Raw genomic sequence first — 14,156 nt, forward strand, 5'->3', positions numbered from 1 at the left:
ATGGAAATGCAACAATTTTATTACGACAACAAAATTGTAAAGAAATTTCTCTACGCAAGTATCTTATTTGGTATTGTAGGGATGTTAGTAGGGCTCATCTTAGCCGTACTGTTTCTTTTTCCAACTTTAACAAACGGAGTATCGTTTTTAAGTTTCGGAAGATTAAGACCTTTACACACCAATGCAGTTATTTTTGCCTTTGTAGGGAATGCAATGTTTGCGGGAATTTACTATTCTTTGCAACGCCTTTTAAAAGCACGTCTCTTTAGTGATTTTTTAAGTAACCTTCATTTTTGGGGATGGCAATTAATCATTGTGGCTGCTGCAGTTACCTTACCTTTAGGGATAACAACTTCTAAAGAATACGCAGAATTAGAATGGCCAATTGATATTGCCATTGCTTTAATTTGGGTCGTATTTGGTATCAACATGATTGGAACTATTTTAAAAAGAAGAGAACGCCACCTTTATGTAGCCATTTGGTTTTATATTGCTACATTTGTTACAGTTGCAGTACTTCACATCTTTAACAGTTTAGAAATTCCAGTATCTGGTTTAAAATCATATTCTGTATACGCAGGTGTACAAGACGCCTTAGTACAATGGTGGTATGGACACAATGCAGTAGCCTTTTTCTTAACGACTCCGTTCTTAGGATTGATGTACTATTTCGTGCCAAAAGCAGCCAATCGTCCAGTATATTCTTATAGATTATCTATCATTCACTTCTGGTCTTTGATCTTCTTATACATATGGGCTGGACCTCACCACTTATTGTATTCAGCACTTCCAGACTGGGCACAAAATCTTGGAGTAGTATTCTCTGTAATGTTGATTGCTCCATCATGGGGAGGTATGATTAATGGATTGTTAACGCTTAGAGGCGTATGGGATAAAGTACGAGAAGAACCTGTGTTAAAATTCTTCGTAGTAGCCATTACAGGGTATGGTATGGCTACCTTTGAAGGTCCTATGTTATCTCTTAAAAACGTCAATGCTATTGCACACTTTACCGATTGGATTATTGCTCACGTTCACGTTGGAGCCTTAGCTTGGAATGGATTTATGTCGTTTGGTATCATTTATTGGGTAATCCCTAGAATGATGAAAACGGAATTATTCTCTAAAAAATTGGCAAACTTCCATTTTTGGATTGGTACTTTAGGTATCGTGTTGTATGCCCTACCTATGTATGTTTCTGGATTTACTCAAGCTTCTATGTGGAAACAATTCAAACCAGACGGAACCTTACAATATGGTAACTTCCTAGAAACAGTGACTCAATTGATGCCAATGTATTGGATGAGAGCTATTGGAGGTACATTGTATCTAACAGGTATTATAGTATTGGTTTACAATATTGTGAAAACGGTTCGTCAAGGATCTGCTGTTGAAGATGAATTGGCAGAAGCTCCAGCTTTACAAAAAATAAGCACAGGCCGATTAAAAGGTGAAAAATGGCATGGTTGGTTAGAAAGAAGACCTATTCAATTAACCTTGTTAGCTACAGTAGCCATCTTAATTGGAGGTATTATTCAAATTGTACCTACCATCATGGTAAAATCTAATATTCCAACTATTAGTTCCGTAAAACCCTATTCTCCATTAGAATTAGAAGGACGTGATTTATACATCCGTGAAGGTTGTGTGGGATGTCACTCTCAAATGATTCGTCCATTCCGTTCTGAAGTTGCGCGTTATGGAGATTATTCTAAAGCAGGTGAATATGTTTATGACCATCCGTTCTTATGGGGTTCTAAAAGAACTGGACCAGACTTGCACCGTTTAGGAGGAAAATACAATGACAATTGGCATTTCAACCACATGTGGGATCCAAGAAGTACGTCTCCTGGTTCTATTATGCCTGCCTATACATGGTTATTTGATAATAAAGCAATGGATTATTCTTTGACGGAAGCTAAAATGAAAGCGATGCGCACATTAGGTGTTCGTTACACAGATGAGGATATTGCAAACGCTCAAAAAAGCATTCAAGAACAAGCCTCTGTTATTGAGAAAAACTTAACTAATGATCCTGATTTTGTAAAATCATATGAGGAAAGCAAACAAAAAGCTGCTGCAAAAGGGGAAACTTTTGTTTCTATGAAAGATAGAGAAATTGTAGCAATGATTGCTTACTTACAAAGATTAGGAACAGATTTAAAAGTTAAAAAATAAAGACTATGTTAAAGTTTGTTCAACATAATTTAGAAACAATTGCAGGTGTAGCGGTATATCCCGTAACCTCCTTGCTGATATTCTTTACATTCTTCGTAGGTCTCTTTATATGGGTCTTTACCTATAAAAAAGAAAAAATTGAAGAATTAAGTGAATTACCAATCAAAGAATAATTATCTAAAGTTTTAAAGAAATGAAAAAAATAATTCCATCATACGTAAGAGTACCATTGATTTTTGCCCTAGTTTTTGGTGCAATGGAGTATTTTATCGATTCTGGAGATCAACCAGCTTTCATAAAGTACCCAATGGTCATGCTATTTTTAGGTGTATTTTTATTCCTATTAATTGCAATTGAAATAGTTGTTAGTGCAGTAGATAAGGTCACCTACCACATGCTTACTGAAGAACAGAAAAAACAATTAGACGAAGCACAATCTCTTCCTATTACCGAACGTGCGTTCTATAAAAACATTATGAAAAAACTAACTCGTTCTCATGCCCTTGGGCAAGAGGCTGATGTGATGTTAGACCATAATTATGACGGTATTCGTGAGTTAGATAACGTATTACCGCCATGGTGGGTGTATTTGTTCTATGGTACCATCATTTTTGCAGGAATCTATTTAGTTCGCTTCCACATGTTTGGAGGAGATACTCAAGCCGTTGAATTTGACAAAGAAGTAGCAGCAGCTAAAATTGCTGTTGACGAGTACAATAAAACCGCTCCCGATCAAATGAATAAAGAAAAAGTAACTTTACTAACAGATGCAGCGAGTTTGGCAGCGGGTAAAGAAATCTTTACAAAAAACTGTATTCCTTGTCACCGAGCCGATGCGGGTGGACAAATTGGTCCTAACCTAACTGATGATATGTGGATTAATGGTGGTGGAATCAAAAATGTTTTCAATACTATTATGGAAGGAGGACGTGACGGAAAAGGAATGGTTTCTTGGAAAGCGACTATCAAACCTACTGAAATTCAAAAAGTAGCGAGTTATGTACTTTCATTACAAGGTTCAAAACCACAAAATCCAAAACCAACAGAACCTGAAGCAAAAAAATGGGTCGATGAAAATGCTCCAAAAGATGCTACTAAACCTGTAGCGGATAGCACTAAAGTTGCAGTCAAATAAAAATCCATAAAAAACAAGTCCCGATAGTGTCTCATCGGGACTTGTAAATTAATATAAACACTTTGCACCATGTCTGACATACACGACGATAGTTTTAGAGATAGTATTGCCACCATTAATAAAGATGGAAAACGTTCTTGGATTTTTCCCAAAAAACCAAGTGGTCCATTTTATGATAAAAGGAAATGGCTAAGCTATACGTTACTCCTATTTTTGTTTTCTGCGCCTTTTGTAAAAATCAACGGAAATCAATTTTTAATGTTCAACGTTTTAGAACGACGATTTAACATTTTTAGTTTTCCCTTTTGGCCACAAGATTTTCACATTTTTGTAATCATTATGATAATCGGTGTGGTGAGTTTAGCACTATTTACAGTTGCTTTTGGTCGAATCTTTTGTGGGTGGTTTTGTCCGCAAACCATTTTTATGGAAATGGTATTTCGCAGACTTGAATATTGGATTGAAGGCGATAGAGGGGCACAAATTAGATTGGAAAAACAAGCTTGGGATGCCGAGAAGATTAGAAAAAGAGTCACCAAATGGATTGTCTTTTTCATCGTTTCGTTTTTTATCGCTAATGTTTTTTTAGCTTACCTCATTAGCAGCGACAAATTACTTCTTTTAATTGAAGAAGGTCCGTCAAAAAACTCAAGTACTCTAATTGCTTTATTAATTTTTACTGCTGTTTTCTATTTCATATACATGTGGTTTAGAGAGCAAGTATGTATCATTGCTTGTCCTTATGGTAGACTTCAAGGAGTTTTATTGGACAACAAATCGATTATAGTAGCCTACGACCATGTTCGAGGTGAAAAAGAGTTAGGTAGAGCTAAATTTAACAAACAAGAAGATCGGGCAACGACAGGCAAAGGAGATTGTATTGACTGTAAATTGTGTGTCCATGTATGTCCAACAGGAATTGACATACGCAATGGGACTCAATTAGAATGCATTAATTGTACCGCATGTATTGATGAATGTGACACGATTATGGAAAGTGTTGGAATACCTAAAGGACTCATTCGTTATGCCAGTGAAGACGAAATTGTGAAAAAAGAAAAATTTGTTTTCACCACTAGAATGAAAGGCTATGCCTCTGTTCTTTTCATATTGACAGGTGTTTTTATTGGGATGCTATTCCTACGAAACGATGTAGAAGCAACCATACTGCATTTACCTGGTCAATTATTTCAACACAAAGGAGCTAATATCAGTAATGTATATACGTTTAAAGTGGTCAATAAAACGGAGAAAGACTTTAATAATGTGTTCTTCAAATTGGTGTCCCCAAAAGGAACCATAACTCTGGTAGGAAAAGATCATTTTGTGGTAAAAAAACAAGACTTATCTGAAGGAACCTTGTTTATTGAGATTAACCCTGCTTTATTAGAGGGAGATAAAACAAATTTAAAAATTGAAGTATACAATGGCGCTAATTTAATTGATACTGAAACAACCAATTTCATCGGTCCCAGAAGTTTTAATTAAAAAAAATCTTTTATTTATAAAAGAGAACAACTAACCAATAACATTAAAAATTATGAAAATCAATTGGGGAAAAGGAATTCTAATTGCCTTTGCACTATTTATGGGATTCATTTTGTATTTTATTATCAAAGTACAAACTAACAGTAATTATGATAACGAATTTGTTGTCAACGAGTATTATAAAAAAGAACTACTGGCACAACAAGATTTAGACAAAGAACAAAATGCCTACGATTTAAAGCAAAAAGTAGCCATTCAAACCACATCAGAAGGAATCTATATTGACTTTCCTTCCGATTTTAATTGCAGCGAAATTCAAGGAAAAGTGTCTCTATACCGACCGTCAAATCAGAAATTAGATTTTGAAGTACCACTTTCATTATCTAGTCCACATTTGCTCATACCTAAAAAGAACCTGGTTGGCGGTCGTTGGGGCATTTCTATAGATTGGACCTATCAGGGAAAGAAATTTTTAAATAAAGAAGACCTTTATTTTAAACAATAATCTAACTCATTCATAATGCTTTATTCTGCTTTCATTTTTGGCTTAATCAGTAGTTTGCACTGCATTGGTATGTGCGGACCCATTGCTATGATGTTGCCTATAGAACGAAGCAATCCTGCCAAAAAAATCATTCAAATCATGCTGTATCATAGTGGTAGACTCACTGCTTATGCCTCATTAGGATTGATTTTTGGATTATTTGGAAGGGGATTTTACCTAGCGGGTATGCAGCAACAATTATCGATTGTCATGGGATTGTTTATGATTACTATTGCGTTGATTCCTGAAAAAGTATTTATGAAATATAACTTTTCTACACCTGTTTATAAAGCAATTGCATGGGTTAAAAGAAGCTTGGGAGCACAATTCAAACGAAAAAGCCCCGATGCCTTGTTTACCATAGGATTACTAAATGGATTCTTGCCTTGTGGTTTGGTATATGCTGCCTTGTTTGGTGCTATGGCCATGCCCAATTTAGCTCAAAGTATTCTATACCTCTTTTTGTACGGTGTAGGAACCATCCCATTGATGAGTGCCGTAGTGCTGCTCTCCCACCGATTGACTACTCCACTTCGAACTCAAATACAAAAAATGATTCCTATTGTAATTGTTTGCATTGGAGTCCTTTTTATTCTAAGAGGACTTGGATTAGGGATTCCTTATGTATCTCCAAGTGCCCTAAATTTATTTGTAAAAGCCAACGCCTCTTGTCACTAAAAACAAATTAATTAATCTAAAACTAAAAATTATGGAAAGACACGATTTAATCCACGAGTTCCCAGAACACCAAGAAAAAATCGCACAACTTAAAGCAAGTGATGCGCATTTCAATGAACTTTTTGAAGAATATCATAAAGTTGAAGAAGAAGTAAACCGAATCAATACAGGAGAAGCTGTTGTAATTGATGAGTTTGCTCACACTCTTAAAGCCAAATTACTACATCTTAAAGATGAAATATATTCGCACCTCAACAAATAAGAGTACGCAAGTTTTACAAAAAAAGCACATTTCACGATGTGCTTTTTTTTATGCTAATCTTAGATTGTAAGATTATTAGAATTTTAGATTATTTGGATGCAAAAAATAACTTCATTCTTATAAACTTTATAAACCTCATTAACTTTCAAACCCTTCACAGCAATTTAAGCAAATCGAAAATTATTGTATCTTTGAACATACAGAAAATGAAACAAAATGAAAAAACTATTATTTCTTTTAATGCTTATTGGGATTTCTCTATATGGACAAGAAAAGGATTCCTTGATGCTCCAAAAAATCTACACCTCAGCGCTCACACAAAGTCAATGCTACACTTGGCTTGACAGTCTATCTAATAAAATTGGCGCACGATTATCGGGGTCTAAAGGAGCTGCATTGGCCGTTGCCTATACTCAAAAAGAAATGAAAGCGCTTGGGCTAGACCGAGTCTACCTACAAGAAGTTATGGTTCCAAAATGGGTACGTGGCCCTAAAGAAACTGCTTATGCTCTTGTTGGACAACAAAAAATAGAATTTCCTATTTGTGCTTTGGGGCTTTCTGTGGGTACATCCAAAAACGGACTCACCGCTCCTATAATAGAAGTGAAAAGCATAGAAGAAATGATAGCTTTAGGCGATCGAATCAAAGGAAAAATTGTGTTTTACAACCGTCCTATGAATCCTGAGTTTATTGAAACGTTTCAAGCCTATGGCAGTTGTGTAGACCAGCGTTCTTCTGGTGCTCGTGAAGCAGGTATATTGGGAGCTTTGGGTGTAATTGTTCGCTCCATGAATTTGCGTTTAGACGATTTGCCTCATACAGGAATGACTAATTATAAAGACATTCCAGCGGCACAAAGAATTCCAGCCGCAGCGATATCTACACGAGGTGCCGAACAATTGAGTGCATTAATTAAAGCTCATCAAAACCTTTCATTCTATTTTAATCAGCAATGCGTCTATGAAGGCGACGTATTGTCTTATAATGTTATTGGGGAAATCAAAGGAAGTGAACACCCCGAAAACATCATGGTTGTGGGAGGCCATCTCGATTCATGGGATTTGGGCGATGGTGCTCAAGATGATGGCGCAGGTTGTGTACAAAGTATAGCCGTTCTTGAGTTGTTAAAAAAACTACATTACACCCCAAAAAACACACTACGTGTTGTATTATTTATGAACGAAGAAAATGGCATAAAAGGGGCTCTAAAATATGGTGAAGAAGCCCAACTCAAAAAAGAAAATCATATCTTAGCTATGGAAAGTGATTCGGGTGGATTCTCGCCTCGTGGATTTTCCATTGATGCGTCCGAGGCACAATATGCCAAAATAGTAGGTTGGAAATCGCTTTTCGAACCCTATTTGATTCATGTGTTCCAAAAAGGGCATTCGGGAACAGATGTCGAACCCATTGCCTCTGAAAATATTGTAAAAGTGGGATTATATCCCGATTCGCAACGATACTTTGACTATCATCATGCAGGAAATGACCGCTTTGATGCTGTAAATAAAAGAGAATTGGAGCTTGGCGCAGCGACCATGACAGCTTTAGTTTATTTATTTGACAAATACAGTATGCCTTAATATATGCATTGAAATGAAACCTGTTGATGCCTTTATTCTAAATCAACCCGAACCCTATAAAGCGATAGTTTTGCATTTAATAGCTGTGATTTCGGGTTCTTTTAATGCGCTCACTTTAGAATTCAAATATGGTGTACCTTATTTTTATTGTAATCAAAAACCGTTTTGCTACCTAGCCCCAAATATTAAAAAAAATTATGTTGATTTGGGAATTGCTAAAGGGTTTCAGCTCAAATACAATCAAGATATTTTGATATCTGAAAATAGAAACACCGTAAAATCGTTACGTTACAGCAGTTTGGAAGCCATTGACCACAACCAATTGCTATCGGTACTGACAGAAGCTATGTCTTTATACTAACAAAAAAGGGCTTGAAAATTCAAACCCTTCTTATATTTCATTATCAAAAATTATATTTTGAATATTCCACCAAAAGAAACAATTCGTTGTAAAAACATAAAATGCTGACTTGCGGTATCGTTAGTAACTGCAGTAGTACGAATATCAGGCATATTGATATAGCCTCCTTTTAATTCTAATTGCACGAAAAAGTATTTTAATACGGTTAGATTCAAACCCGCTTTAGCAGAAACGCCATATCCAGACACATGAAAATCATCATGTCTTTTATACCCTAAAATTTGTGCGTTAGTTTTTGGATATAAAAATCCACCTCCAACTCCCTCTGTTAAGTTTATCTGAAAAACATCGGTATTTGTGATGCCAAAGATTTTGGAAATATCATCTACTCTACAAAACTCAGTATTTACATAATTTAATCCATCGGTATGTTCGAAAGTTAAAAAAGGAAAAGGCGTTCCGTGGTCGTAATCAATATAATTTTGATAAAAATTCACTGGTGTATTGTTATACGTTCCATTATACATCGATCCTGTATCTGATGAAGGTAAATTTACATATCCCGATACGTTTGCCCATTGATCTTGACGCATCACATATTTCATGTGGTCTAACCCTACTGAAATATTGTAATGATCGTTAATGAAATACCCCATTCTGAAATTCGTTTGTGGTATTGTCATTCTTCCAGGATTAATATAATCAACATGCCAACCTTTTGGTTTATCATCTGCTATAGCATCATAAACCGTAAAATCGTAATTATCGCCCTTAAAGTGAATATCCGATTTGGTATAATTTTCACGATTACCACCCCAATAGAAATAAAACTTTCCTTTGTTGTGTGCGGTATATTTTTCTGGATTTGGATTTTCTTGCGCTTGAAGCGTAGATACAGTAAGCCCTATAAAGAACAAGAACGTACATGCTGATTTGAATAACATAGTTTTAGTATTAAAATTGATTTACAGTTTTTCTAATGGCGACTAATTTTGTCATTACATCTTCAAAGTAGTCTAAATGTAACATATTTGCCCCGTCACTTTTGGCATTGGCTGGGTCAAAATGGGTTTCGATAAAAATACCATCAACACCTACAGCAATACCCGCTTTGGCGATGGTTTCGATTTTATCGGGTCTTCCTCCTGTCACCCCTTCTGATTGGTTGGGCTGTTGCAGCGAATGAGTGACATCCAATACCGTTGTGGCATACTGCTGTAACGTTGGAATTCCTCTAAAATCGACAATCATGTCTTGATAGCCAAACATCGTCCCTCTATCAGTAACCATAACGTTAGCATTCTGACAATCCAGTACTTTTTGTACGGCATGTTTCATGCTTTCCGGACTCATAAATTGGCCTTTCTTCAAATTGACTACTTTACCCGTTTGAGCCGCAGCAACTACTAAATCGGTTTGACGTACCAAAAACGCAGGAATTTGCAACACATCAACATAGGCTGCCGCAATTGCTGCATCTTCATTAGTATGAATATCGGTTACAGTAGGTACGAGAAAAGTTTCTGCAACCTTTCTTAAAATTTTAAGTGCTTTTTCGTCTCCAATTCCTGAAAAGCTATCTATTCGAGAGCGATTGGCTTTTTTAAACGAGCCTTTAAAAACATACGGAATTTGAAGTTTATCGGTGATAGAGACTACCTTTTCCGCTATACGCAGAGCCATGTCTTCTCCTTCTATGGCACAAGGTCCAGCCAACAAAAAGAAATTACCACTATTAAGATGTTTAATGTTAGGTATTGTATTTAAATTCATTTTCTTTTTTTGAGTACAAATATACGAAGAAAATCAGCTTTTAAATTTTGAATACTAAGGATTTCGAGTTATTTAATTTAAAATTAATTAAAAATAGTAAATCCTGTTTCCAGGTCATTTCAAATTTTAAGAGAGAAGCAATTGTTTTGTTAACTATCTCATAGAAAATAAAACACCAAAGTTTTATGTTGTTTCTTCCCAAAAAAACAATTTTAACACCCCATCAAAAAGAACTTGAAAGACTTGTTGGCCCATGGGATACTGATACAGAAATGTATAACAAAGCTTCCCAATTATCAAAAAGTCATGGTTTTATTATCATCCTTAAAGGGCCTCATACCAAAATCATAGAGGGTGATTCTATTTATGAAAACCAATCTGGAAATCAGGCGCTTGCTACCGCTGGAAGTGGTGATGTATTGACTGGAATCATCACAAGTCTGTTAGCGCAACATTACGAACCTTTTGAAGCAGCGATTTTAGGAGTATATCTTCACGGACGTACCGCAGATTTAGCCAAAGCAGATATGGGCTACCCCTCGTTTATAGCCAGTGACATTGTTTCATATCTTGGTAAAGCGTTCTTGGAATTGGAAAAGTAAATTCAGTATTTAATTTACCACTAATTTTATCAAAGAGTAAAACAAGGCAGCCAACAAAGCAGAAACAGGAATGGTGAGTATCCATGCCCACAAAAGATTGATGGTAACCCCCCAACGTACCGCTGAAACCCTTTTCGTTACTCCTACTCCAATAATAGATCCTGTAATAACGTGCGTGGTACTTACTGGCATTTTAATATGTTCCGTAAAAAACAAAGTTATCGCACTAGCGGTTTGAGCTGTAAATCCTTCTAGTGGCGTAATTTTTGTGATTTTATTCCCCATGGTTTTCAAGATCTTCCAACCACCACCCATAGTCCCTAAGGCAATAGCACTAAAACAAGCCAACGGAACCCAATCGTGAATATCTTTACTATTGGATGTAATTAACAATTGTTTCCAATGGAAGAAATCATTCATAAACCAATGCGACATATCGGCATGGGCAATCTGTGTTTGATTGGCAATAAGTGCAAAAGTAATTACCCCCATCACTTTTTGAGAATCATTCAACCCATGACTGATGCTTAACATCGCTGAAGAAACCAATTGCAATCTTTTAAACCATGATTCAGCCTTAGCGGGACGGACATTCTTAAAGGCATGCATAGTTATAACAGTTATGAGATTTCCAGCAAGCATTCCTATAATAGGTGCCAAGAAAATAAATAAAATAATCTTGATGATGATAGGAGAATTAATGGACGTAAAATCAAAGTTAGCTGCAGCCAATGCAGCACCTGCCAAACCACCAATGAGCGTGTGCGAAGAAGAGGAAGGAATCCCTAGTTTCCAAGTAAGTAAATTCCAAGTTATAGCCGCAACCATCGCTGCAATGATAATTAAAGAGGGATTTGTTCCTAAATTGGAAAAGTAATCACTGTTGATAATTTTAGAAATCGTGTCTGAAATCCCAAATTCACCCAATATATATTTAGCAATAAAATAGGCCACAAAATTAAAAAAAGCCGCCCATAAAATAGCCTGCATGGGAGTAAGAACTTTTGTAATTACAACTGTTGCTATCGAATTGGCTGCATCGTGAAAACCATTAATAAAATCGAAGATTAAGGCTAGAACGATAATAAGTATGAGTAGCGTCATTTTATGAATGTTTAACCGAAATTTGCTCCATTACATTGGAAACACTCTTACATTTATCAGACGCCATTTCTAATGCCGAAAGTACCTCTTTGTACTTGATTATATTCTTTGCGTCGGTTTCATTTTCAAAAATATCGGCGACAGCTTTATCAAAAACCACATCGGCTTTACTTTCTAGTTTATTGATTTTTTTACAGGTTTCTTTAATCATTTTGATATTATTCATATCTTTCAATTGCTTGATACCTGCTGCAATTAACTGACATGCTTCCAAATTAATCTCAGTTAATTTACGAATGGATTTGGTAATCTTTTCAACTTGATATAAGCGCATTCTACTGGCTGCTCCCTGCATATTATCGGCAACGTTATCAATGGCTTTTATCAAAGAATGAATATCCTCTCTATCAAATGGTGTAATAAAGTTTTTGCTTAACTCTAAATGTGTTTTATGATTCAATTCTTCAATAGTCGCTTCAAGCTCTTCTATTTTTTTGAAATACTCTTCTCTTTGAGCTTTGGGTGCATTTACGGCCTCATGTAACGTTTCAGCTAGTAATACTAAATTGGCAGAAGCTTGTTCAAATAATGGAAAAAACTTTTTATCTTTTGGGACTAAGAATTGAAAAAAACTGTTTAAGTTCATTGTATTAATTTTTTACAAATGTATCGTTCTAATATTAAGATAATGTTAAGTTATAAAATTTATTGTTACTTTATTTTTTTATAGCATTCTGTAGGTCTTTGAAAACGTTTTCGTACTTTAGCCACACAAAAAAACAGAATACAACCATGGATTTAAACTTCAACAAAAACGAAGATCACAACAAACTTTTAGTATCTGATTTAAAACAGCGTTTAACGAAAGTTAAATTAGGCGGTGGCGAAAAACGTATTGCCAAATTACATTCAGAAGGCAAAATGACTGCCCGAGAGCGTATTGACTATTTGCTAGATGAAAAAGCTAAAAGTATTGAAATTGGTGCCTTTGCGGGTGAAGGAATGTATGCCGAACACGGAGGATGTCCTTCTGGAGGAGTGGTGGTAAAAATAGGGTACATCAAAGGAAAACAATGCATTGTCGTAGCCAATGATGCTACGGTAAAAGCAGGGGCTTGGTTTCCTATTACAGGTAAGAAGAATTTAAGAGCTCAAGAAATTGCCATTGAAAATAGATTACCTATTATCTATTTAGTTGATTCTGCTGGAGTTTATTTGCCTATGCAAGACGAGATTTTCCCCGATAAAGAACACTTTGGGCGTATTTTTAGAAATAATGCCATCATGAGCAGCATGGGAATTACTCAAATTGCAGCTGTTATGGGAAGTTGTGTTGCCGGAGGTGCCTACCTCCCTATTATGAGTGATGAAGCGATGATTGTAGATAAAACAGGGAGTATTTTTTTAGCAGGAAGTTATTTAGTAAAAGCGGCGATTGGTGAAAATATTGATAATGAAACACTAGGCGGCGCTACCACACATTGCGAAATCTCGGGGGTAACGGATTATAAAGCCAAAGATGATAAAGAGGCTTTAGACCGCATCAAAAGTATTGTGGGTAAAATAGGCGATTATGATAAGGCTGGTTTTAATAGAGAAAAACCTCAAAAGCCAGCGTTAAACGAAGATGACCTTTATGGCATTCTCCCAAAATCACGTGCGGACCAATATGATATGACGGAAATCATCAAACGATTGGTGGACAATTCGGAAATGGACATGTACAAACCCGACTATGGAAAGTCTATCATTACCTGCTATGCACGTATTGACGGTTGGGCAGTCGGCATTGTGGCAAATCAACGTACGGTTTCTAAAACCAAGAAAGGCGAAATCCAGTTTGGTGGTGTGATTTATTCTGATTCTGCCGATAAAGCCACTCGATTTATTGCGAATTGTAATCAAAAGAAAATTCCATTGGTATTCTTGCAAGATGTTACAGGATTTATGGTTGGTTCCAAATCGGAACATGGTGGTATCATTAAAGACGGTGCCAAAATGGTAAATGCGGTTTCCAATTCGGTGGTGCCTAAATTCACCATAGTAGTTGGAAATTCGTATGGTGCTGGAAATTATGCTATGTGCGGAAAAGCGTATGATCCAAGATTAATCTTTGCATGGCCAAGTGCCGAACTAGCTGTTATGGGAGGAACTCAAGCAGCTAAAGTACTGGCACAGATTGAAGCGTCTTCACTAAAAGCCAAAGGTGAAGTAATTGATGAAGCAAAAGAAAAAGAATTATTTGATAAAATCAAAGCACGATACGATGCACAAGTCTCGCCATATTATGCGGCCTCAAGACTCTGGACTGATGCAATCATTGACCCAATTGAAACACGAACATGGATTTCTATGGGAATTGAAGCAGCAAACCACGCACCTATTGAGAAAAAATTTAATTTAGGGGTGATTCAAGTATAGTTTTCAGTGTTCAGTTTTTAGTATTC

The 14,156-nt window shown here is 36.1% G+C and carries 15 protein-coding genes; 11 read left to right on the forward strand and 4 right to left on the reverse strand.

What is annotated here, in order from left to right; translation table 11 throughout:
* From ccoN to CLV55_RS11535, 9 genes are all read left to right on the forward strand, one after another.
* Nucleotides 1-2,178, forward strand: a complete 2,178-nt coding sequence (gene ccoN, locus CLV55_RS11495; RefSeq protein ID WP_112113948.1) for a cytochrome-c oxidase, cbb3-type subunit I — start codon at nucleotides 1-3, stop codon at nucleotides 2,176-2,178.
* 5 nt (nucleotides 2,179-2,183) lie between these two features.
* On the forward strand, nucleotides 2,184-2,351 hold the full coding sequence (locus CLV55_RS11500; RefSeq protein WP_112113949.1) for a CcoQ/FixQ family Cbb3-type cytochrome c oxidase assembly chaperone: 168 nt from the start codon (nucleotides 2,184-2,186) through the stop codon (nucleotides 2,349-2,351).
* Between the two features lie 20 nt (nucleotides 2,352-2,371).
* Nucleotides 2,372-3,313 (forward strand): cbb3-type cytochrome c oxidase N-terminal domain-containing protein, encoded by a 942-nt coding sequence (locus tag CLV55_RS11505; RefSeq protein WP_112113950.1) that lies wholly within the window; start codon nucleotides 2,372-2,374, stop codon nucleotides 3,311-3,313.
* Nucleotides 3,314-3,382: 69 nt separating this feature from the next.
* Nucleotides 3,383-4,801: a cytochrome c oxidase accessory protein CcoG gene (gene ccoG / locus CLV55_RS11510; RefSeq protein ID WP_112113951.1), complete on the forward strand. Its 1,419-nt coding sequence runs from the start codon at nucleotides 3,383-3,385 to the stop codon at nucleotides 4,799-4,801.
* 52 nt (nucleotides 4,802-4,853) lie between these two features.
* Nucleotides 4,854-5,306 carry a FixH family protein gene (locus CLV55_RS11515; RefSeq protein ID WP_112113952.1) on the forward strand — a complete coding sequence of 151 codons (453 nt, stop codon included), beginning with the start codon at nucleotides 4,854-4,856 and terminating at the stop codon, nucleotides 5,304-5,306.
* A 15-nt stretch (nucleotides 5,307-5,321) separates the two neighbouring features.
* Nucleotides 5,322-6,023 carry a sulfite exporter TauE/SafE family protein gene (locus CLV55_RS11520; protein WP_112113953.1) on the forward strand — a complete coding sequence of 234 codons (702 nt, stop codon included), beginning with the start codon at nucleotides 5,322-5,324 and terminating at the stop codon, nucleotides 6,021-6,023.
* A 31-nt stretch (nucleotides 6,024-6,054) separates the two neighbouring features.
* Nucleotides 6,055-6,285 carry a YdcH family protein gene (locus CLV55_RS11525; protein WP_112113954.1) on the forward strand — a complete coding sequence of 77 codons (231 nt, stop codon included), beginning with the start codon at nucleotides 6,055-6,057 and terminating at the stop codon, nucleotides 6,283-6,285.
* A 216-nt stretch (nucleotides 6,286-6,501) separates the two neighbouring features.
* The gene (locus CLV55_RS11530) at nucleotides 6,502-7,869 is read left to right on the forward strand and encodes a M28 family peptidase (RefSeq protein WP_112113955.1); all 1,368 of its coding nucleotides are present in this window, start codon (nucleotides 6,502-6,504) and stop codon (nucleotides 7,867-7,869) included.
* Between the two features lie 13 nt (nucleotides 7,870-7,882).
* A complete protein-coding gene (locus tag CLV55_RS11535) occupies nucleotides 7,883-8,230 on the forward strand; it encodes a DUF1801 domain-containing protein (RefSeq protein ID WP_112113956.1) in 348 nt (115 codons plus the stop codon).
* 50 nt (nucleotides 8,231-8,280) lie between these two features.
* Here the strand turns inward: CLV55_RS11535 and CLV55_RS11540 are convergent, their stop codons facing one another.
* Both CLV55_RS11540 and kdsA read right to left on the reverse strand, forming a co-directional pair.
* Nucleotides 8,281-9,174, reverse strand: a complete 894-nt coding sequence (locus CLV55_RS11540) for a hypothetical protein (protein ID WP_170122258.1) — start codon at nucleotides 9,172-9,174, stop codon at nucleotides 8,281-8,283.
* 10 nt (nucleotides 9,175-9,184) lie between these two features.
* On the reverse strand, nucleotides 9,185-10,003 hold the full coding sequence (gene kdsA / locus CLV55_RS11545; RefSeq protein ID WP_112113957.1) for a 3-deoxy-8-phosphooctulonate synthase: 819 nt from the start codon (nucleotides 10,001-10,003) through the stop codon (nucleotides 9,185-9,187).
* Between the two features lie 185 nt (nucleotides 10,004-10,188).
* Between kdsA and CLV55_RS11550 the strand changes: the two genes are divergently transcribed.
* The gene (locus CLV55_RS11550; protein ID WP_112113958.1) at nucleotides 10,189-10,605 is read left to right on the forward strand and encodes an ADP-dependent NAD(P)H-hydrate dehydratase; all 417 of its coding nucleotides are present in this window, start codon (nucleotides 10,189-10,191) and stop codon (nucleotides 10,603-10,605) included.
* A gap of 9 nt (nucleotides 10,606-10,614) precedes the next feature.
* Here the strand turns inward: CLV55_RS11550 and CLV55_RS11555 are convergent, their stop codons facing one another.
* Together CLV55_RS11555 and CLV55_RS11560 are read right to left on the reverse strand one after the other, a co-directional pair.
* A complete protein-coding gene (locus CLV55_RS11555; RefSeq protein WP_112113959.1) occupies nucleotides 10,615-11,709 on the reverse strand; it encodes an inorganic phosphate transporter in 1,095 nt (364 codons plus the stop codon).
* A 1-nt stretch (nucleotide 11,710) separates the two neighbouring features.
* Complete coding sequence (locus tag CLV55_RS11560) at nucleotides 11,711-12,355, reverse strand: DUF47 domain-containing protein (RefSeq protein ID WP_112113960.1); 645 nt, start codon at nucleotides 12,353-12,355, stop codon at nucleotides 11,711-11,713.
* Between the two features lie 146 nt (nucleotides 12,356-12,501).
* Between CLV55_RS11560 and CLV55_RS11565 the strand changes: the two genes are divergently transcribed.
* Nucleotides 12,502-14,130, forward strand: a complete 1,629-nt coding sequence (locus tag CLV55_RS11565) for an acyl-CoA carboxylase subunit beta (protein ID WP_112113961.1) — start codon at nucleotides 12,502-12,504, stop codon at nucleotides 14,128-14,130.
* Nucleotides 14,131-14,156: the final 26 nt, after the last annotated feature.

The organism is Flavobacterium aciduliphilum, from assembly GCF_003268855.1.
Classification (GTDB): domain Bacteria; phylum Bacteroidota; class Bacteroidia; order Flavobacteriales; family Flavobacteriaceae; genus Flavobacterium; species Flavobacterium aciduliphilum.